At 68.9% G+C, this 20,075-nt stretch carries 19 protein-coding genes and 2 pseudogenes; 7 read left to right on the top strand and 14 right to left on the bottom strand.

Annotated elements, in window-relative coordinates; genetic code table 11:
- From AB0I10_RS35570 to AB0I10_RS35560, 3 genes are all read right to left on the bottom strand, one after another.
- Positions 1-574, bottom strand: a 574-nt coding sequence (locus AB0I10_RS35570; protein WP_363156856.1) for a sigma-70 family RNA polymerase sigma factor, incomplete at its 3' end; no start/stop codon positions are given.
- Between the two features lie 170 nt (positions 575-744).
- A complete protein-coding gene (locus AB0I10_RS35565) occupies positions 745-1,218 on the bottom strand; it encodes a carboxymuconolactone decarboxylase family protein (protein ID WP_363156855.1) in 474 nt (157 codons plus the stop codon).
- Positions 1,219-1,438: 220 nt separating this feature from the next.
- Positions 1,439-2,641 (bottom strand): erythromycin esterase family protein, encoded by a 1,203-nt coding sequence (locus tag AB0I10_RS35560; protein WP_363156854.1) that lies wholly within the window; start codon positions 2,639-2,641, stop codon positions 1,439-1,441.
- Between the two features lie 58 nt (positions 2,642-2,699).
- Here AB0I10_RS35560 and AB0I10_RS35555 point away from each other — a divergent pair, with 58 nt between their 5' ends.
- Positions 2,700-3,449, top strand: coding sequence for a TioE family transcriptional regulator (locus AB0I10_RS35555; protein WP_363156853.1), 750 nt, complete (start codon positions 2,700-2,702; stop codon positions 3,447-3,449).
- Positions 3,450-3,681: 232 nt separating this feature from the next.
- On the opposite strand, the gene AB0I10_RS35550 is transcribed toward AB0I10_RS35555, so the two are convergent.
- From AB0I10_RS35550 to AB0I10_RS35535, 4 genes are all read right to left on the bottom strand, one after another.
- Entirely contained in the window at positions 3,682-4,266 is a 585-nt protein-coding gene (locus AB0I10_RS35550; protein WP_363156852.1) for an MFS transporter, read from the bottom strand.
- 457 nt (positions 4,267-4,723) lie between these two features.
- Positions 4,724-4,984, bottom strand: a complete 261-nt coding sequence (locus AB0I10_RS35545; RefSeq protein WP_363156851.1) for a hypothetical protein — start codon at positions 4,982-4,984, stop codon at positions 4,724-4,726.
- Positions 4,981-5,286: a DUF6247 family protein gene (locus tag AB0I10_RS35540; protein WP_363156850.1), complete on the bottom strand. Its 306-nt coding sequence runs from the start codon at positions 5,284-5,286 to the stop codon at positions 4,981-4,983. Before AB0I10_RS35540 ends, AB0I10_RS35545 begins: the two co-directional genes overlap by 4 nt.
- A gap of 521 nt (positions 5,287-5,807) precedes the next feature.
- The gene (locus tag AB0I10_RS35535) at positions 5,808-6,881 is read right to left on the bottom strand and encodes a PP2C family protein-serine/threonine phosphatase (RefSeq protein ID WP_363156849.1); all 1,074 of its coding nucleotides are present in this window, start codon (positions 6,879-6,881) and stop codon (positions 5,808-5,810) included.
- 212 nt (positions 6,882-7,093) lie between these two features.
- Between AB0I10_RS35535 and AB0I10_RS35530 the strand changes: the two are divergent.
- Together AB0I10_RS35530 and AB0I10_RS35525 are read left to right on the top strand one after the other, a co-directional pair.
- Positions 7,094-7,411 (top strand): annotated as a pseudogene (locus AB0I10_RS35530) (transposase); the annotation flags it as partial.
- 201 nt (positions 7,412-7,612) lie between these two features.
- On the top strand, positions 7,613-7,987 hold the full coding sequence (locus AB0I10_RS35525; RefSeq protein WP_363156848.1) for a DUF6234 family protein: 375 nt from the start codon (positions 7,613-7,615) through the stop codon (positions 7,985-7,987).
- A 372-nt stretch (positions 7,988-8,359) separates the two neighbouring features.
- Here AB0I10_RS35525 and AB0I10_RS35520 read toward each other — a convergent pair whose 3' ends face one another.
- The 3 genes from AB0I10_RS35520 to AB0I10_RS35510 all read right to left on the bottom strand — a co-directional run bounded on the left by AB0I10_RS35520 (position 8,360) and on the right by AB0I10_RS35510 (position 11,060).
- Complete coding sequence (locus AB0I10_RS35520; protein WP_363156847.1) at positions 8,360-9,475, bottom strand: lipase; 1,116 nt, start codon at positions 9,473-9,475, stop codon at positions 8,360-8,362.
- A gap of 416 nt (positions 9,476-9,891) precedes the next feature.
- Positions 9,892-10,245, bottom strand: a complete 354-nt coding sequence (locus AB0I10_RS35515; protein ID WP_363156846.1) for a glyoxalase superfamily protein — start codon at positions 10,243-10,245, stop codon at positions 9,892-9,894.
- Positions 10,246-10,496: 251 nt separating this feature from the next.
- On the bottom strand, positions 10,497-11,060 hold the full coding sequence (locus AB0I10_RS35510) for a hypothetical protein (RefSeq protein WP_363156845.1): 564 nt from the start codon (positions 11,058-11,060) through the stop codon (positions 10,497-10,499).
- 281 nt (positions 11,061-11,341) lie between these two features.
- On the opposite strand from AB0I10_RS35510, the gene AB0I10_RS35505 reads away from it, so the two are divergent.
- A complete protein-coding gene (locus AB0I10_RS35505; RefSeq protein WP_363156844.1) occupies positions 11,342-11,893 on the top strand; it encodes a YciI family protein in 552 nt (183 codons plus the stop codon).
- Positions 11,894-12,477: 584 nt separating this feature from the next.
- On the opposite strand, the gene AB0I10_RS35500 is transcribed toward AB0I10_RS35505, so the two are convergent.
- The 3 genes and pseudogenes from AB0I10_RS35500 to AB0I10_RS35490 all read right to left on the bottom strand — a co-directional run.
- Positions 12,478-13,251: a maleylpyruvate isomerase family mycothiol-dependent enzyme gene (locus tag AB0I10_RS35500; RefSeq protein WP_363156843.1), complete on the bottom strand. Its 774-nt coding sequence runs from the start codon at positions 13,249-13,251 to the stop codon at positions 12,478-12,480.
- An 85-nt stretch (positions 13,252-13,336) separates the two neighbouring features.
- On the bottom strand, positions 13,337-14,674 hold the full coding sequence (locus AB0I10_RS35495) for an aldehyde dehydrogenase family protein (RefSeq protein ID WP_363156857.1): 1,338 nt from the start codon (positions 14,672-14,674) through the stop codon (positions 13,337-13,339).
- Positions 14,648-15,337: pseudogene (locus AB0I10_RS35490) on the bottom strand (type 1 glutamine amidotransferase domain-containing protein); the annotation flags it as partial. The gene AB0I10_RS35495 and the pseudogene AB0I10_RS35490, both read right to left, overlap by 27 nt.
- A 294-nt stretch (positions 15,338-15,631) precedes the next feature.
- Here AB0I10_RS35490 and AB0I10_RS35485 point away from each other — a divergent pair.
- The 3 genes from AB0I10_RS35485 to AB0I10_RS35475 all read left to right on the top strand — a co-directional run bounded on the left by AB0I10_RS35485 (position 15,632) and on the right by AB0I10_RS35475 (position 19,811).
- The gene (locus AB0I10_RS35485; protein WP_363156842.1) at positions 15,632-16,126 is read left to right on the top strand and encodes a MarR family transcriptional regulator; all 495 of its coding nucleotides are present in this window, start codon (positions 15,632-15,634) and stop codon (positions 16,124-16,126) included.
- A gap of 243 nt (positions 16,127-16,369) precedes the next feature.
- Positions 16,370-17,497 (top strand): NADH:flavin oxidoreductase, encoded by a 1,128-nt coding sequence (locus AB0I10_RS35480; protein ID WP_363156841.1) that lies wholly within the window; start codon positions 16,370-16,372, stop codon positions 17,495-17,497.
- Positions 17,498-17,981: 484 nt separating this feature from the next.
- Entirely contained in the window at positions 17,982-19,811 is a 1,830-nt protein-coding gene (locus AB0I10_RS35475; RefSeq protein WP_363156840.1) for a BRCT domain-containing protein, read from the top strand.
- A 14-nt stretch (positions 19,812-19,825) separates the two neighbouring features.
- Here the strand turns inward: AB0I10_RS35475 and AB0I10_RS35470 are convergent.
- The coding region (locus AB0I10_RS35470; protein WP_363156839.1) for a transposase family protein at positions 19,826-20,075 on the bottom strand (250 nt) is incomplete at its 5' end.

Below are 20,075 nucleotides of genomic sequence, written 5' to 3'. Positions count from 1 at the left end.
GTTCCTGCAGGCCGGCGACGTCGCCTTCGCGGAGGGCGTCGAAGAACCTCGACGCCAGTTCCTCCCGCTCTTTGCGGACTGCTTCGAAGCGCGGCCGCCCGGCCTCCATATGCCGCCGCGCCCGCACCAGCAGCTGCCGGCACGCCGCCTCCGACCGCCCCACCGACGCCGCGACCTCGCCGAACCCGAAGCCGAACACCTCCCGCAGCACAAACACCGCCCGCTCCAGCGGGCTGAGCCGCTCAAGCAGCAGCAACGCCGCCATCGACACCGAGTCGGCCAACTCCACCGACCGCGCCGGATCCTCATAAGGGTCGGCGAGCAGCGGCTCGGGAAACCACGGGCCGACGTACTCCTCCCGCCGCACCCGCGCAGAACGCAGCACATCGATCGAGATCCGCGTCACCGCGGCCGACAGAAATGCCTTGGTCGACGTTGGTCGGGTCGCCGAGCCGTCGAAGCGCAGCCATGTCTCCTGCACCGCGTCCTCGGCCTCACCCACACTGCCCAGAATCCGATAGGCAATCGAAAACAGCAGCGGCCGCAGCTCCTCGAACTCCTCGACCTTGCTCACGCCGAATCCCCTCCCCCTGAAGTCTTCCCACCCTGCCGTACTCGCCGGCGCAGGCACCTTCTGGTGATCATCCGGACCGCCGGCGGGCCAGAGTAACGCCCCCGAGTCCGGGGCCCGGAGCCCGCAGCCGGACCCCGAGCCAGTCGCTGATGCCGTTCAGCTGATGCCGTTCAGTGGAACTGCCCGGGCTCGTAGTCGCCGGCGGGCTGCTGGGTGATGATGTTCAGCCGGTTCACCATGTTCATGAACGAGACCAGGAGCACCAGGGCTGTGAGCTGCTCCTCGTCGTAGTGCTTGGCGGCATACGCCCACACCTCGTCGCTGACCCCACCAGCCGCATCCGCGACCCGGGTCCCCTCCTCTGCCAACTCCAGCGCGGCACGCTCAGCCTCGGTGAAGACCGTGGCCTCCCGCCACGCCGCCACCAAGTTCAGCCGCACCGCGGTCTCGCCGGCAGCAGCGCCCTCCTTGGTGTGCATGTCGATGCAGACGGCACAGCCGTTGATCTGACTCACCCGAAGCGCCACCAGCTCCTGCGTCGCGGCAGGCAGCGTCGAGTCCTTGAGCGCCTTGCCCGTAGACATGAAGTACTTGAGGGCCTTGCCGGCGGTCGGGCTGGCGAAGTAGTTCAGTCGCGCGTCCATGGTGTGCTCCTTTGTGGTCGTCAGTGGCTACACCCCCTGAGACGAGATGGCCCGACCCCCTGTGACATGGACGAATGTGACCTGCGTCTCCCGGCCATCGGCGCACGCCAGCCGACGAATTCGGCGTCAGCCGCCCCACCATCTACCGACACCTCGACAAGACCCTGCCCCGGCGGGCACGCAACAGTGAGCCAGCGCTCCCGTGCTGCGCGACGAAACGCTAGCTCTGCGGGACGTCCTTGATGAACACGATCCCGTCGTTTCCGGCCAGGTGGGCCGGGTCAAGTGGGGAGTAGCCGTAGTAGGGGGACACGCGGGGGGCGGGCCGCGTGTCGCCGAGGGCGGCGGCCAGCCGGGGGGCGTCGACGACGTAGCGGTCCTCCGGGAGCGCGTACAGGAGTCCTTCGACTGTGTTCGGGGGCGGGGTGTCCACTCCCTGGTGCCGGATCGTGCCCAGGGCCGTGGCCAGGAAGGCGTACTCCTCGCCCAGATGGGCACTCACGAGCGCGCCGGCGCTCCACCACTCCAGCGGCAGGTCGCCCATCCGCATCGTGCTCTTGTCCCGCTGGAGATGGCCGTTGTGGGCGTGGACCAGTGCCGGGCCCCGTTCGGCGACGGCGAGGAGGTTGTCGGCCATCATCTGGCCCCGGAGGCTCACCAGCCACGTCATGCGGCTCGGTGAGGTGTCGGCCATCCAGAAGTGGTAGCGCAGCAGGCCGGTGGTGGTGCGCCCGTACATGCGTGCCCGGTCCCAGTCGTCCCGCGAGGTCGCCGTGATCAGCTGCGGCGTCTGCGCGTCGAGCAGCGCCACGAGATCGTCGGCGAGCAGCCGCAGTTCCTTGGCCTCGGCCGACTGCCCCACGGACCGGGCCGGGTCCATCATCGCGGCGGGATTGGTCCACCGGTCGTCGGCGCCGAGCAGGCGGTCGAGCGTTTCCGCGGTGCAGGGGAGCAGGTCCGTGTCCACCCGGGCTGCGAGGTAGCTGTGGAGTGCGGTGAGGGCCTGCCGGGGGCTCGCGGCGCCGGTGATCTCCAGCGGGCCGTCGAAACCGGCGAAGCGGAGCCGCTCGGACGCGGGCCGGCCGTCGTTGTAGGCGCGCATCCAGCGCACGAGTTCACGGTTGGCCGCGGACGCGCCGAACCCGTGGCTGAATCCGCGCTTCATGACCTCGTCGAGGGTGCCCGTGCCCGAGGTGACGTAGTCGTCCACGACGAGGCCCATCATGCAGTCGCTCTCGATCGCGATCGTCCGGTAGCCCTCCTGCTCGACGAGCTGCCGGAAGAGCTCGTTGCGCAGGTCGAGGAGAGTGTCCTCGCCGTGGGTGGGCTCGCCCAGGGCGAGCAGCCGCGGCCGGGCCGGGAGCAACCTCATGACGGCGGCGGCTTCGACGGTATGGGCGGTGTCCTTGATGTCAGTAGCCATGCCTTCAACGGTATCGTTGAACCTTCGGTGGAAACTTTCCCGCGATATCGGCAGGCTCATGGAACGAAACCTTCAAAGCGGTGAGCGGCTGAGGCCGATTGACCTGGCGCGCAGGCACGGTCTGTCCACGCAGGCGATCAGGAACTACGAGGAGGCCGGCATCCTTCCGGCCGCCGGTCGCACACCCCACGGCCACCGCACCTATACCTCGCTGCACGTGGGAGCCCTGCGCGCGTTTCTTGCCCTGGTGCCCGGCCACGGCCACCAGACGGCGACGTCGATCATGCGGGCGGTGAACGAGGGCGCGGCCGAGGAGGCGTTCCGCCTCATCGATGAGAGCCACGCCCAGCTCCTCGACGACCGCCGGACCCTCCAGGCCGTGGAGAGCGCCCTCCGCGACCTGGAGCCCACCACGGCGTCCGAGCCCGGTGTGGGGTCCGGGCCGGCCGCGATGTCCGAGCCCGGCGGCACGTTCATCGGGCCGCTGGCAGGGAAGCTCGGTATCCGGCCCGCGACGCTGCGCAAATGGGAGCGCGCCGGGCTGGTGCGCCCGCGCCGAGACCCGCGGACCGGATACCGCGTCTACGACGAGGCCGACGTGCGGGACGCCCGGCTGGCCCACCAACTCAGGCGGGGCGGCTACCTGTTGGAGCAGATCGCCCCGCTGCTCACCCAGGTGCGGGCGGCCGGCGGGCTGGAACCGCTGGAAGCCGCACTGTGCGACTGGCGCGGTCGGCTGTCCGCCCGCGGGCGCGCGATGCTGACCGGGGCCGCCGAGCTGGAGGCGTACCTCCGCGAGCGCGGATGAGACTTCGGCCGCCAACCGAAGAGCAACTCCCAGAGCAGACACGCTCGTTGGGGGCTCATGTCACGCTTCTCACCGGCACCCTACCTCGACGGCCAGCCGTCCTGACGGGCGGCTGGCCGTCCCGCGTTCACGGCCACGGCAGTGCCGTCATTTCTCCTCGGCATTCAGGAGCCGGTTGATCACCGACTGCCTCCGGAAATCGTCGGCAACCGCTGTTCCTTGACGGGGCTGACTACCTCGCCGCCCGAGCTGAGTAGGTGTTCTCACGACACTTCCCAGGCAGCAGTCGCCCGCCGAGTAGCACCGCGCAGGCCCCGACGGTCAGCAGCCCGCCGGCGAGGAAGGTGCCTCGTACGTCGGCGAGCGGCAGGACCAGTCCCCCGAGGGCGGCGCCCGCCGCGATACCGGCGTTGTACGAACCGGAGTTCGCCGCGAGTGCGATATCCGTGCGGCCCGGTGCGCAATGCAGCATCTCGTTCTGGGTGGTCATGAACACCGGCCCGAGTGCACCACCCATCAGTACCAGGAACACCACCGCCGCCACCGGATCGGTGCCGGCCGCGTACAGGCCGAGCATGCCCACCGCCTGCGTGGCGACGGCGGCGGTCAGGGCGGCCTGCGGAAAGCGGTCCAGCAGCGCCCCGGTGATGCCCACCCCGGCCAGACACGCAGCACCGAAAGCCACGAACAGGGCGTTAACCGTGCCCGGGGGAAACCCGCTCACGTCGCCCACGAGCTTCACGATGAACCCGGAGGAGGAGCTGAAGGCCGCCGAAGAGGCGCTCGCGGCGGGCTGAGCGGGCGCGGCTCCCGCCAAGCGTTCCACCTTTGAGGCCTGGCCGGAGCGCGAGCAGCACGCCATGTTGGTCGCGATTATGCGGGTCAGAGCGGCTTCATCAGCCAGACGTTGTCCGCAGAAGGCACCGTCGACGGGGCCGGTCCGAGTTCATCACCTTGAAGGCCGTCAACTCCTGCTGGCTGCAATCCTGTCGGGGGCCATTGCGCGCCGGCCCCAGCCGGGATGTCCTCGGGCTCTGCTGCGGACACCAGATGTGCTCTACGGAGCCGATGATCCCGGCCGCCGACGCCCAGTGCATCCAACTCTCCGACTGCCCAGTGCATCCAACTCTCCGGCTGGAGGCACCAAGTTCCGCTGGTCAGTGACCGTCGACCGCACCGAACGCGACGTCCGGCGCCACGTCGCCGCCAGCTGTGCGAAACGCCCCGTCCCGGCAAGCTGCACGGCAGGGACGGGTTCGTCGTGTCGGGGCGGGTCAGCCGAGCCAGACGATGTCGATGACGTACAGGCGGTCGGCGGGCCGGTTGATCCAGTAGACGGCGGTCAGCCGTCCGACCGAGGCCGCGCGCACGTCCTCGCCCTCGGGATCGCGGCTGTCGAAGGCCGGGAAGCTCCACGGGTCACGCGAAGCGATGTCCAGGACGTCGCGGAGCATCTCGCGGGCGTGCTCGGGCAGGCCATCGAGCGCAGCCAAGGCCTTGGGCGACAGCCGGGCCTGCCAGGCCGCGTCGCTCACGGGCGAGCCCCGAGCGCGTCCTCCAGGGCGATGCCGTCGGAGTCGTCCATTCCGGAGGCGATGAACGTGTCCACTGCCGGAGCGGCGGCGAGGCGGGCCTGCCAGACGCGCACGACGTCGTGCAGCGGGGTGAGGCTGTAGCTGTGGCGGGAGTCCTCCAGCGCCTTGGCCCAGTCCCGCTCGAAGGCCGGCACCCAGGTGTCGGCGCGGCGGTCGGCACGGATCCGCACGAGCAGCTGTGCGGCGGCACTTGGGGCGGGTGCCGGCGGCGGTGCGGGCGTGTACTCAGGCTGGGCGCTCATGGCTCCTCCAGGGCGTCGTTGATGTCACGGTACGCCGCTGCCAGTGATGGCGGGGGTGGGTCGGGAAAGGTGAGGCGCAGGGGCTACGGCGCACGAAGTGCGGTGCCAGAACGCCGTATCCGACGCCGTGGATGTGCTCACAGACAGGGTCCCGGGTGGTGAAGACGGCACCAGTGCTTGGCCTCTGGCACCGCCGCCAGTGCCTGTCCGGTTGGGTCGCCGACCTCTACCGGCTGGCGGCGGAGGGCAGGAAGGCAGGAGGGCAGGAGGGCAGGAGGGCAGGAGGGCAGCAGCGTCATCTTGGGTGCGTCACCGGGGCGTCCCATCGCCGGGCCGCCCGCCACGCGGAAGGCGAATCGAGCACGGCCATCAGCGCGGGCCCGACCGCACCGACGACCAGGCTGGGGACGCACTGAGCAGGTGAAAGGCGTGAAGGCGCGAAGGCGTGTTGTCGCCGGTGAGGCCACTGACGGGGCCATGGCAGTGCCGACCACGCCGGTGATAGCGGCGCCTGCTGCTGATCACGTGGGAAGGCGCTCGATTGAGATCATGGCAGCGTCGTCGTCCAGCCGTCCGCCGACGTGGTCGAGGAGATCGTGCCGGAGTCGGTGCAGGAAGGCGTCGGGGTGACGCTCGGGCCAGGCTTGTATCCGCTGGGCGAGCGGATAGAAGGCGCCGGTGGAATCGCGGGCCTCGATGACGCCGTCGGTGTAGAGCAGCAGGAGGTCTCCGACACCGAAGTCGAACGTGTCGACGTGGTGGTTCGTGTGCACCAGTTCGCCCAGGCCCAGAGGAGGTGCGGGCTGGTATGCGTCGATCGTTGAGACGCGGCCGTTTCGTACCACGATCGGCGGTGGATGCCCGCAGTCGATCATGTTCACCTTGTTGCCCTCGTCGGGGATGTCGAAGAGCGCGGCGGTGATGAAGGTCTCCCCGGCCTGCTCTGTCTCATCAGGTTCGGTCAGATTCCAGCAGACGCTTCCGTCGAGATACGCCGCCAGTTCGGCGAGGGTCGCCTGGCGGTGAGCCGCGGCGCGGAACGCGCCGAGCAGCAGGGCTGCGTCACCGACGGAGGTCATGCCTCTGCCGCGCACGTCACCGACGAGCAGCCGGGTACCGGAATCGGTGCGCACGGCCGCATACAGATCGCCCCCGATCTTGGCCTCGGCCTCGGCAGCGAGGTAGAGGGAGGCGACGCGCAGCGGTCCGATGTACTTGGGCAGCGGACGCAGAACGACCCGCTGGGCGGTCTCCGACACGTACCGGACCTGGTTCAGCTCTCTGGCGCGGCGCTCCCTCAGCACGCAGAAGATCACGACACTCAATCCGACGATGATGAGAGCGACGATCTGCGCCCAGTGGTTCGCCGAGATCAGCTCGTCGCGGTCGCGCAACACCGCGATGATCACCTGAGCCGCAACGGCGAGAGCGGAGACGAGTCCGGCCAGCCAGGGGCCGCCGAACGCAATGGTGACAGCGGGGGCGGCGACCAGCAACGGACCGAGGTGGATGCCCGGCGGCGCCAGGACGTCGATGACGACGACCGCAGCCATCCACGCGAGCGGGATGGCCACCATCGCGTCACGCGCACGCATTGACCGGCGAAGATCGACAAGGCGCCGCCCGAGGTACATACCTCCTCTCTACACCTGCCACAGCCGCACGGCACGGCGGCGGCCGGTTGGCCTCGCCCCGCGGATGGCTGCTGTCCCTCCCCCAGGCATTGGGCGTACTCATTGCCGCGACGCGCTGAACCAGGCTGACGTCCCATCTCCCGATACCGCTTTCCTCAGAACATCGCAGGGGCGAAGTTCCCAAGACGGTGAAGAAGATCACCGACGACGTCGACGAGACGCTGGCGTTCTACGACTTTCCCGCCGAGCACTGGATCCACCTGCGCACCACGAACCCGATCGAGTCGACCGTCGCCACCGTCCGGCTGCTGACCCAGGGCACCCGAGGCGCCGGCAGCGCGGCCGCCGCCCTCGTCATCGTCTTCAAGATCGTCGAGTCCGCCCAGGCCCGCCGACGAGCCGTGAACGCACCCCACCTCGTCGCTCGTGTCCGCGCCGGGGCACGCTTCGAACGCGGCCAGCTCGTCGAACACTCTGCAGCGGGCTCTTGAGCGCGCGGGGAATGCCCGCGAATCCCATGAACTGGTTCGCTTCGCAGGAGGCGTTCTTCGAGGGGCACCTCGTCCTTGCTGTCCCACGCCGTCGCCGGCCAATGGTCGGCGCCAGACATGCTGAAGTTGGGAGATATGCCGCGGGCGGTTTGAGTACGGGTACTCATGACACCGCGTGTCGGCCCGGGTGATGGTCACTTGGTGAACGCGAACGCTCAACGCACCGGTAGAGGCGTGGCGGTGGTCCTGGCAGTCATCGAGCTGGCAGTCCTTGCCTGGATCATCCTGTACTGGGCTTCGACCTACTGGTCGTGGGACCCGCAACACCATGGCGAGCGGCCGGACTACTACCTGACGAGGGCCTTGATCGTGCCAAGCTTCGCCCTGGTTGCCACGGTCGTGGCCTCGATCCGGCGCGTACGCGCGGTCGCTATCAGTCAGGCCGTGATGTTCATCGCCCTCTGCGGGATCATGCTCTGCTTCAAAGATGCCGGGGAGCGAGCTTACGAGGACTCTTATCGGGACGCCTGTCGTGCGGGCGTGATCTGCGACGGTGACTCGCCGACCGCTCGGTGACCCATACGCGGGTGGGAGAGCGGTGCGGTAAACGGCGTAGAGCAAAGCCTGGCGCCCCAGCGACAGCGTCGCCATCGCGAACCGATCCCTCGGCGACGCGCTGCCAACTTCCGTGCGAGGTGACGCAGATGCGCGTTGGCCAGATCGATCGAATGGGGTCTCCCCTGCCCGAGCGAAGCCGAGAGCTTGGGGAAAGGTAGGCAAGCACGCGAAGCTCCTGGCAGACGGTTGGTCCTGGTCGGCAACCTCACCTACCAGGAGCTTCGTCATCTCGCACAACCCAACCCGCCGTCAGGACGGCGGCCTGACGGTTCATCAGGTCGAAGGCTCATAGCCTGTAGGCGGCGGCACGGTGTCGCGCCGCCACCATACTCATCGCACGAAGCTCACCTCCGGGTAGGACGGGGAAGGCCCGTCCAGCAGATGTTGCGGCCGACCTCGCAGGTGCTGGTCGAAGAACGCGGTGACATAGGCCCGCTGGGCTGCGGTGCTGCGCTCGGGGTCCACGGTGCCGATGTACTGCTCGCGGGTCTCTGCCGGGATGTCCAGGTGCTCGTCCAGCGCAGGCACGAACGACTGAGCATCTGTGTAGCTGAAGTGGCTGCCCCGCTCCAGGCTCAGGTCGCGCTTCCAGCCGGTCGAGTGGTCCCAGAACGACTGCCAGGACGGCTTGTTCAGGTGTGTCTGGCTCGCCTTGCCCATGAGCATGAACGGACGGTCCAGCCCTTCTTGGGCCACGGGAAGGAATTCGCTGCTGCTGTACTGGAGCGTGCCGTCCATGTTGATGCCCGCATCGATACGGCGGTCCACGCGCATGGCCTCGGCCGCGGTGGCGCCTCCGCCCGAGTGACCGTACATTCCGATCCGGTCCAGGTCGAGCGCCTTGCCCAGACCCTTGGGCAGGCGGCGCCCCTCGGCATCCGGGTTTCGGCCGTCCTGCAGCACAGCGAGCTGGTCAAGGACGAAGCGGGTGTCGCGCACCCGGGTGTCCACCGCCTTCTTAAGCCCCTCGACTCCGGACATCGGCTCCTGCAGCTCGATCCGACCGTTGGGGAATTCCACCGCGGGAGCCTCATACGTATGGTCCATGGTGACGACGACGTAGCCGCGGCTCGCCAGTTCCACCGCCGTCGAGGTACCGAGCGTCCGGGAGATCTGCAGGCCCGGCGAGTACAGCACGATCGGCCGGTTGCCGTGGTTGTCGGCCGGAGCCGCCCAGGCCGCGTCCGTCCGGATGGCGGCCCAGTCCACCTCGCCGGGCCGGGCAAGCCCGAACGAGCCGGATTCGTCCACGGAGCGCGCGACGCCGGGCGGCATGTACGGCCGGCGTGGGTACCCGCTCGCCGAACGTGCCGGATACCAGACGCTGACCATCAACTCCCGGTCCCTATCGACGACCCAGGGATCGCGCCGGTCGTGGTCGACGAGATGGAGTTCGACGCTCCCGACCGGCTGCCGCCCCGTCGGCTCCGGCAACTCAAACCGCACGCCCTTAGGAGCAGTTGAGGAGGGTGAAGCGGAGGGGGTGGCGGCCGAGGCAGCGGTCCCTGCCCCGATGGTCAGGCACAGAGCAAGAGCCACCGCGGTGGTCATGGCTGTATGGATTCGCATACCGCCAATCTCGCCTGGATGCAGCACCCGAGGCATCCGTCCCCGGGGGGATCTGCCCCCGACTTCCACCGGGTCTGGCACCCTTAAGGGAGCGACTACTACGGAAACTCCGCTGCAGCACCAGCCGCATCTCCGCGCTCGTGAAGGTCGTCCTCGTCCTTCACCACACCTCACTGTGAAGTTGGAAAACCCTCACTCTGCCAAGTGACGATTGCCTTCAGCGCAACGCCGCCACTGACGGTCAGGGCGAGTGCGTTCGTAGCGGGTGGCCGCCCCCCGTCTCCGGCAAGGGCTCAGTCCCGGTGGTTCACGATGTTGACGACGTTGCCGTCCGGTGCCCGGACGAGGAAGCGGCGCACGCCCCAGGCCTCCGTCGTCAGCGGGCGTACGATTTCGAAGCCCAGTTCCTGCGCCTCCGCGTAGGCGGAGTCAACGTCGTCCGTGTGCACGGAGACGACCGAGTCCTCGGATGCGGTGGCATCACGCGTGACGAGTTGGATGTTCGCCCCGGTTTCGGGGGAAGTGTAGCGGGCCACCCACCCCATGTTGAACTCCTCGGTACTCAGCCCGAGGTAGTCGGTGTAGAAGCTCTTCGCCGCGTCGACGTCAGCGACCCGAAGGTTGGCCATGATGCGGTTGGCGCGCATGTGAATTCCCCAGTTCCCTGTCCGGATCGGCGATCGCGAGCGCCGTCGGGCCCTATCGGACGGTCGGCAACACGCGGTTCGACAGAAAGCCAGGACACCGAATTGCGCACCGGCTCGGCGCCAGCCCGGTGAACACCTCGATCACGTCACGTCGTTCAGCTGTCAGCGGTCAGCTGCACAACCCAACCAACGCACACCAGCCCCAACAGTTACGAGACAACCTTCAAGCTTGACGTTCATAGACGACAAGCTCAGCCCTTGTTCGCCGCGTTCGAGCGAAGCGGATCCGCCGGCGGGCCAGTCACCCTGCCCGTCATCCGTCGGGCGTAGTCCCTGGCGACGGCGAGGACGAGGAATCCCCAGGCTGCAGCAGGCAGGTACAGGTAGTTCACCCAGACCTCGGGCTGTTCATACTCCTTCTCCGGGCCGATGAGCGTTGGGCCCTTGGCGACGAATCCGAAGACGTTGTTGAGCACTCCGTACATGGTGATGAGGACGAGAAGTACGCCGCCAACCTGCGCGATCCACGTGACGGCACGGGCCGGCACCGGACGCCCGGCAGCGCGGGGAATCCAGCGCGGGAAGGTCTGGCCCCAGCTCTGGACCAGGCCGACGGTGAGAAACGCCAGTCCCACCGTCAGGAAGCTCAACACCAGCATGTACACGGTTTCCGCGAGTGTGTGACCGTCACCGATCCCGACCGTGGTGCGCCAGACGGCGGACGGCAGGACTCCCAGCGGAGCGGCCCAGGCCGCCCACACCGCCCAGCGGGCCGGCGGCAGAACCAAAGGCCGAACGGTGGTTGAGGTCGTCATCGTTGCTCCTTGCCGGGTCGGCTTCTTCCTCCGACAGCTTCCCGGTCCCAGGCACCCCCCGCGTCGCTCCGGCGGACGAGCGACTTCCCTCTGCCGACGGGTGCCGGATCAGCCTGGGGACGGGTGCCGGATCAGCCTGGAGGCGGAGACACTCACCGCGGGACGGCCGCTCCTCTAGCGCTCCTGGCTGCCGCTCCTCCTACCGCCCCTCCTGTCGTTCGTCGGCTGTCTGGGAGGATACGTCCGGTAACCAGACCGTGAATGTTGAGGAGTCTGCAGGCATGGAGTTCTTCTGTTACCACCGCGATCGGCCCGGCTCCGTCAAGTTGCGTAACGAGCTGCTGGAAGACCACTGGTCCTACATGGACGGGTACGCGGCGGAGATGATCGCTCGCGGCCCGACCCTCGCCGGCGACGGCGATACACCCACCGGCAGCGTGCACATCGTCGACCTACCAGATCCCGCTACCGCCCGCGCGTTCGCCTTCGACGAGCCCAACTACCGGGCCGGCGTGTACCGGGACGTGCTGCTGCGCAGGTGGCGCAACATGCTGGGGCGCACCATGTGGGATTTCCCTGGTGGCCCTACCGGCGGCAACCGGTACCTGGTGCTCGGCCTCAGCTCGGGGCAGGCCGCCGACCTCGTCGTACCGCCCGACCGGGACGAGCTGATCGCGTACGGGCCGCTGCTGTCCGACGACGACGCCACGTGGCTGGGTACGGCGGCGCTGGTCCGGGCCTCGGACCCGGACACGGCACGTGCCGTCCTGACCCCGGACCGGTACGCCGACATCGAGGTCCACGACTGGCAGTTCGGCGGGCGGCCGTCATGAACCAAGGACGCGCCACGCCGACGGCACCTGACGGTTGACTACAGCAGCGTGCCGTCGGGGCGTCAGCCTGCCATACAGGTGGGGACACTTGAGGATGTCCTCGTGCCGGGCTTGAATCTCAAGTTGCGGCGAGTCGTCGCCATCGATGGACGCTTGGTGCTCGATGGCGGGATGCGGCCCGCCGGGCAGATGTCCACAGTCCGAGCATCCTGCAACCCGGGGTTCGCAGCCGGTATTGGCGTCACATATCCGGGTTACCCGTCGGCGGGCGGGGATTGGTCGTCCGCCTGACCTCCAGGCCCGTGGATGTCCTGCCTGATCGCGAAACCGGCTCGGTTGCCGCCCGGCTCGACGAGCGCCCCGGCGCCGAGATCGTATGCCGTGACTGCCTGATGGCCTTCACCAAGGCCATCAGGCAGTCGGCCCTTTGGCGCGCGCTGGAGGTGGCCAATCGCTGGCGCCTCCTGCAAAACCTCTCGACGGCCGTGGAGAAAACGTGCCCTCGCCACCGCGGATGCCCGCGCCGACCTGCCACCACGGACACCGGATCGCCGTCGGCTGCCCCAGCGACTCCCCTCCTGGACTCAGAAGGCGGAGTTGGCGAACCAGTGCAACAGCAGGTCCTGGTCGCCCTCGTGCTCGACGGCCTCGGTGTTGTGGGGCCGACGGCCGTAGAGGAGCAGCAGGAGGTCGGCTGCGGTGGCCTGGACGGTCGCGTCCGCGGTGGTGTCTGCTGTTGCGCCGGCTTGGTCGATCCCGAAGCCGTCGGGGCGCAGGCTGACGAGCCAGTCGGCGTTCCCGTCGGTGGTGCGGAAGCGGATGGTCTTTCCGGCCCCGCGCAGGTTGGCCACCTTGGGTGCGAAGAAGGTGGCGAAGGGCAGGTTGACGAGGAACTCGTCGATCCCGTCGACCGCCAGCGCGCGGTCGATCGCGGGCCGGAGTCCGAGGGTCAGCTCCGCGTCGGCCCGGTGCACCAAGGTCTCGAACAGCATCCTGCGCGCCCAGAAGCGGGCATGCTGGTCGGCGCCCCACGCCCACATCGGCAGGTCCGGGTCAGTGGCTGCGAACGCGTCGGCGGCCACGGTCGCGCTCTCGTCCAGCCAGCCGGGGTAGGCATCTGTCCTCGGCGGGAGCCGAAGGTCTACCTCGCGGCTGCGCGGGGGTTCCTGGATACGTGCGTGCAGCAGGGCCGAGAACCAGCGCTGCACGCTGCCGGTGTGCTTGACCAGGTCGGCCAGCGTCCAGTCGGGGCAGGTGGGCACAGGGGTTGCCAGGTCGGCCCCGGCGAGCACGGCGGTGAACCTGGTGGTCTCGGCCGCCACGGCTGCGCGGTGGTCGATGGGGTGCCAGGTGGTCATGGTGTCGTTCCTTTGGGCGGGTTGGCCGGTGGGCGGTCGGTTCAGCGGCTTGTCACTGGCTTGTCAGCGGCCTGTCAGTGGCTTGTCACTGGCTTGTCACTGGCTTGTCGAGGATTGCCTTGGTGTGGCTGAACGTGTCGATGGAGTACTCACCGTGGTAGCGGCCCATGCCACTCTCCCCGACTCCGCCGAACGGCAGCTCGGGCACGGCCAGGTGGGAAACGGGCAGGCCGAAGGCGAGGGCGCCGGAGGAGGTTTCCTCCGTCAGCCGCTGCTTGGTGCGCTCCGAGCTGGTGAAGGCATACAGCGCGAGCGGCTTGTCGCGTTCGTTGACGAAGGCGATCGCACCATCGAGGTCGGGCACGGTGATGATCGGCAGGATCGGGCCGAAGATCTCCGCCTGCATCACGGGGGCGTCGGGGGAGATCTCAGCGAGCACGGTGGGGGCGAGGTAGCGACTCGCACGGTCATGGTCGCCGCCGGTGACGACGCGTCCGGAGCCGAGCAGGGCGGTGAGCCGGTCGAAATGCCGCTCGTTGACGATCCGTCCGTACTCAGGGTCGGCCGCCGGGTCGTCGCCGTACGCTGCGCGGACTGCGAGCGCCAGCTGTGCTTCGAGTTCGACGGCGGTGTCGCCGATGGCGAGGATGTAGTCGGGGGCGACGCAGGTCTGGCCGGCGTTGAGGAACTTGCCCCGGACGATCCGCTGCGCAGTGGCGGCCAGGTCGACACCCGGCTCGACCACGACCGGGCTCTTGCCGCCGAGTTCGAGGGTGACGGGTGTGAGGTGCCTGGCCGCGGCCGTCATGACGATCCGTCCGACCGTGCCGTTGCCTGTGTAGAAGATGTGGTCGAAACGCTGCTCCAACAGGGCGGTGGTCTCGGCGACGGCGCCCTCGATGACGGCGACGGCGTCCCGGCCAAGGTAGCGGGGCAGCAGGCGGGCCAGCGCCGCCGAGGTGGCCGGGGCCAGTTCGCTGGGCTTGACCACGGCGGTGTTACCGGCCGCGAGGGCACCCACCAGCGGGGCGAGCGCCAGCTGGAGCGGGTAGTTCCACGGAGCGATGATCAGCACGACGCCGAGCGGATCGCGGACCACCCGGGCCTCGGCCGGCAGGAAAGTGTCGGGAACCGCGGTCGGCTTCGGCCGTAGCCACTCTTCCAGGTGCTCCACCGTGTGGTCGAGCTCGTTGAGGGTGAAGCCGATCTCGGTCCGGTACGCCTCGGCGGGGCCCTTGCCGAGGTCCGCGTGCAGAGCGGCGAGGAGGACGTCGGCCTGCTCGGTGAGCAGCGCGCGCAGGGCACTCAGCCGGCCGATGCGCCAGGCGTGTGGCTTGGTGCGGCCGGTGTCGAAGGTGGCGCGCAGTCGTGCCACTACCGTCGCGGGGTCGGCGGAGAGTGCGTCGACGAGCGTGTGGGCCAGGGCCGCGGAGGAGCGTGGGTTCTGACCGGTGTACAGGTTGCGGTCCGTCACGGTGTGCGGGGTGAAGGGGGCGGCCTCGACGAAGTCGGCGCCGAGCTCGACCAGGCGGTCCTGGACCAGCCACGAGGCCTTGGCGGCGAGGCCGACGGCGGCTTCCTCCGCGTTGGTGAAGGACGTCATCCGGTAGCCGGCGAAAGGCCAGCTGCCATCCTCGCGGCGGGCGGCGAGGAGTGCGGCGGGGGCGTGGCAGAGCACACCCAGCGGCTTACCCGAGTCGAGCGTGCGGGTGAGGATCCGGCCGGAGGCCTCGCTGACCACGAGATCCTCCATCGGGCCATGGCCGCCGGGGTAGAAGACCAGGTCGTAGATGTCGGGGTCGACGTCCTCCAGCTTGGCCGGAGCGTCGAGTCCGTCGCGGATCGCGTCGAGGTACGCGCTGATGGCGGCGGGCTCCGTGCCACCGTTGGCCGCCGCGGTCAGGCTGCCCTGGTCGACGGGGGCGGGGACACCGCCGGGGGTGGCGATGGTGATCTCGTAGCCCGCCTCGCGGAAGATCCGGTGCGGCTCGGCGAGCTCCTCGGCCCAGTAGCCGGTCGGGTGCGGGGTGCCGTCGGCGAGGGTCCAGTGGTCGGCTCCGGTGACGACGAAGAGCGCGGAGGGCATGGTGGTGCTCCTGAACGACGTGTGGCGATGTGTGGTGACGTGGTGCGGGGTGGATCCGGGCGTGGTGCGGGGTGGATCCAGGGCGTCAGACCTTGGCGGGACGGCCTCGGCCGCCTACTGACATGGCTCGTCGGCGGTGACCGGGAGGGAGGCGGCGAGCGGCCGGTGTTCTTGCTCGGCCCCATCACCCCCCCCAGAAGATTGAAGCCCTACATGATTGAAGTCTTCAAGCAATGATGTGACGGTAAACCTCAATGGTTGAGCAAGTCAAGTAGTCTCGCCTAGGCTGGAGCCATGACGCACCCAAAGCCACCCGCACCGCCACCGGCCTCACCGCCACCGCTCTCACCGCCGACGGCTCCGGCTCCGGCTCCCGCGCCCACGCCCGTGCAGCTGATGGACCAGCTCGCGCAGGCCGCGGCCCTCTACTACCGGAACTTCGCAGTCGTGGCGGCGGAACGCGATCTCACCCTGATGCAGGGCAAGATGCTCGGACTGCTGCGGAGGCCGATGCCCATGAGGACCCTCGCCGACCTGCTGGCCTGCGACGCCTCGAACGTCACCGGCATCGTCGACCGCCTGGAGGCGCGTGGCCTGGTGCACCGCGAGGCCGACCCTTCTGACCGGCGGGTCAAGATGGTGATGCTGACCGATGAGGGCGAGGAGACCGTCCGGCGGATCCGCTCCGAGCTGATGTCCAACCTCACGGGGCTGGAAAGCCTCGGAGAGGAGGACCGGCGCTCCTTCCAGCGCCTGCTGAGCCAAGCCCTTCCCGCCGTCTCCCCCTGACAGCCGCCGAGGCCGAGCCGACAACCGCGCGGACTCGCATCGGCTCTGGACAGCAGCGCCCGCAACACCCTTCGGCGCTCCGCCCGACTACCGGAGCACTGATCACCCCCGGCTCCGGGCGCGTGTCCGGGATCACAGGGCGGCTCGCCGGACGGACGGAATGCCGCGGCCGCAGGGACGGTTGGCACCCACACGCATTCAATGCATGTGCACATACCGCTTGGTACCTACGAGGAGCACCCTGTGACCGTCACTGCGTCCCCCGCCTCCCGCGCGGCCGCGATCCTGTCCCGGCCCGTCGCGCTGAACGGCCTGACCGTCCCGAACCGCATCGTGATGGCGCCGATGACGCGCATGTTCTCCCCGGGCGGCGTCCCCGGTGAGGACGTGCGGTCGTACTACGCCCGTCGCGCCGCCGCGGGTGTGGGCCTGATCGTCACCGAGGGGACCTACGTCGGCCACGAGTCGGCCGGGCAGAGTGACCGTGTGCCGCGGTTCCACGGTGAGGAGCAGCTGGCGGGGTGGGCGAAGGTCGCCGACGCCGTTCATGCGGCGGGCGGCACGATCGTGCCGCAGCTGTGGCACATCGGCATGGTGCGCAAGCAGGGCGACCCGCCCTACGCCGACGCCCCCGCCGTCGGCCCTTCCGGGATCCGCGTCGACGGCACCGAGGGCACCGGCAAGGCGATGACCCAGCGCGACCTGGACGACGTCATCGGCGCCTTCGCCGAGGCCGCTGCGGCCGCCGAGCGCATCGGCTTCGACGGCGTCGAACTGCACGGCGCCCACGGCTACCTCCTCGACCAGTTCCTGTGGGCGGGGACGAACCGCCGTCCCGACGCCTACGGCGGCGACCCCGTGGCCCGTACGAAGTTCGCGGCCGAGATCGTGGCCGCGGTCCGCGCGACCGTCTCGCCCGACTTCCCGGTGATCTTCCGCTATTCGCAGTGGAAGCAGGAGGCCTACGACGCGAGGCTCGCCGAGACCCCGGAGGAGCTGGAGGCGATCCTGGCCCCGCTCGCCGCGGCCGGCGTCGACGCCTTCCACGCCTCCACCCGCCGCTACTGGCTCCCGGAGTTCGAGGGCTCGGACCTGAACCTGGCGGGCTGGACCAAGAAGCTCACCGGCAGGCCCACCATCACCGTCGGCTCGGTCGGCCTCGACGGCGACTTCATCCGCGCGTTCGCGGGCGAGGGTGCCGGGGTCGGCAGCATCGACAACCTCCTCGACCGCCTGGAGCGCGACGAGTTCGACCTGGTCGCCGTCGGCCGCGCCCTGCTCCAGGACCCGGAGTGGGCGGCGAAGGTCCTGGCGGACCGGTCCGAGGAGCTGAAGCCGTACGACGCGGCCGCGCTGAAGACCCTGATCTAGCGGCCGCGCTGAAGACGCTGATCCAGGCGGCTTCGTTCGGATCACCGGTCTGACCAGAGCCGGGCCAACCCGAGCCGGGCCAATCCGGGCGCCGGGCTGACCAGAGAAGGTGATTGCGACAGGACCCCGTCCCCGGCAACTGCAATGACGGGGACGGGGACGGGGCGTTGTCGCACGGGGTGGCCACCCGAGCCGGACAATGTCCAGGACGGATATGTGCCGGTGGAGGCGGTTGGCGAAACAGATGATGCTGAGCCGACACCTTCGCGGCCTGCGGGGACAGCCGGACCGCGTACCGCTGACCGCTCACCGCTCACCGGCTCTTCCCGAGGACGTCCTCCAAGGCGTCGAAGCCCATCTCGTCAACTTACCTCCCTGTATTGGCTGTTGAACGCACGGGAAGGCCGTTGTCAGTGGCTGCGGTTACGGTCAGCAGCATGGACGTACGAGGGAAGACGATCGTGCTCATCGGCTCTTCGACGGCTTGCGCCAGGACGAGGCGCAGCGACGGCTGGAGGAGCTGGGTGCCCGGGTGACGGGTTCGGTGACCAGCCGGACGGATCTGGTGTTCGTGGACAGCCCCCACTACAACGAGGGAAGGAAGCTCCAGGAGGCACGGAGGCGCAACATCCCGATATTCGACGACAAGGCGCTACGGGCCCTGCTCGGCGATGAGGACGACTCCGACCACGGCGAGCCTCAGGCCGGGGCGGTTTCGGATCTGGTGGCCCTGCGGGCGCGGCTGCTGAAGCTGGAGCGCGAGCAGGGCATCACCGAGGAGCACCGCGCCGCCACGCGAGAGGTCCGCGAGAGGGAGCACGCACTCCTTCACCATCCGTACGGCCATCAGGTGGAGATCAACGACTACGCGCTCAGCCCCTGCGGCCGCTATCTGGCCACCGGCACCTTGACCGGCGACGACTACGGCGGCACCTTGCAGATCTGGGAAGTGGTCACCGGACGCTGCGTCAATGTCATCGGTATTGAGGGCGGCATCGGCCGGCCCGGCTACGAGCGCAGCATCCAATGGTCGGCCGACGGCCGCCGCATCGGCTTCGCATACAACACCAACCACGTCGGTGTCTTCGATCCGTTCAGCCCCTTCCTCGGTTCTGTCACCCTCGCCGAGTGCCTGATCACGGACGGCGCGAATCGGCCGGTGCCCTGGGCGCTGGCGCCTGACGGGAGACGGGTCTTCGTGAATTCCGGGTCTCCGTGCGAGGTGGGCGGCTGCATCGTCCCCATGGACAGCGGCGAGCTGAACTGGACGTCCCGTAACGCCACGCCCGCACACCCGTTCCTGCTGGCCGAAAGGCTCCGGGAGGATCTGCGGACCGAGGAGATGGACGCGCATGACGACGTCACGCTCCAGGCCGACGGCTGGGTCCGCTGGTCGCGGGACGGCACCCGGCTGCAGGCGCAGGGTGAGAGCAGGGGCCAGGCGGAGGCATTCGTCATCGACGTCTCGTCCGGGCAGGTGAGCTGGCTGGCCGGGATCGGCGAGCTCGCCGCGTGGAGCCCGGATGACCGGCTGCTGGTGCACTACGACAAGGGGCTGTGCTTCCTCGACGCGGTGACCGGCAAGCCGGACGGGAAGGGGACCGGGCGCCAAGGCGTATCGGCGCTGCAATGGGGCATGCGAGGCGATGTGCCGCGGCTGGCGGCCCTGGTGGGCAAGGGCAACGCCTCCAGGACACAGCCAGGTGTCCTCATCTATGACGAGGACCGGTTCCGCTACCGCCTCGACGTATCGCCGGTGGAAGAAGGCATGGTCTACGCCGATTCCTGGGCCTGGGCCCCGTCCGGCGAAGCGGGCGCCTGGCTCACGGCCGACGGTCGGATAGAGGTGTGGTCGCTGGACGGGGACGAGCCACGGCGGCTGCGCACCCTGGACGTCCCGTCCGAGACCGGTGTGCTGCTGTGGGGCGCCGACGATGTCCTGGTCGCGATGAGCCCCACCACCCTGCGGTTCCTCCGGGCCGGATCCGGCGAGGTCCTCGGCGACTTCACCTTTCTGCACAAACCGCGGGTCCCGAAGCCGTTGGGTGACAACTACTGGTTTTTCGCGAGGAAGCACTTCGCACCGGATGACAAGACATGGTGCGCGGTGTTCGAGGAGGGGGTGGTGATCGCTCCGGACGGTCGGGGGACGGAGTCGTTGGACGAGATTCTCGCCTGGACAGTGGATCAGCGTCTGGCCTGGCCGGTGCGCTGGGGCGAGCTCCATGTCGTACCGGACGCCCGGAGCGCGGGAAAGGCTCTCGGGGCCGCGCCGGACGGCGAGTGGCTGCGTAATTACTGGGACTCGCTCTAAGGGCTCGCAGAGAATCAACATGCTGATTTGATCTCCGTGGGGCTGTTGTTCGCGAGGAACGCCGTGACGTCAGCGGGCGTTCGGAACCTGGCAGTCGAGAGTGGGATGGTGTAGCCGTTCTCGGCCAGGAGGGGCTGAACCTGGCGAACGGCCCTGGTGAGGGTGCTGGCGTTGACTCCGAAGAGCTGGGCGAGCAGGTCTCGGGTGCCGAGTTTGCGCAAGTAGAGCACGGTGGCCAGGACTCTGTCGGCGGTGGTCAGCTTG

The organism is Streptomyces sp. NPDC050636 (genome assembly GCF_040654775.1).
GTDB lineage: Bacteria > Actinomycetota > Actinomycetes > Streptomycetales > Streptomycetaceae > Streptomyces.
The sequence above is the reverse complement of the archived record's forward strand: the minus strand, read 5'-3'. Positions and strand labels throughout refer to the sequence as shown.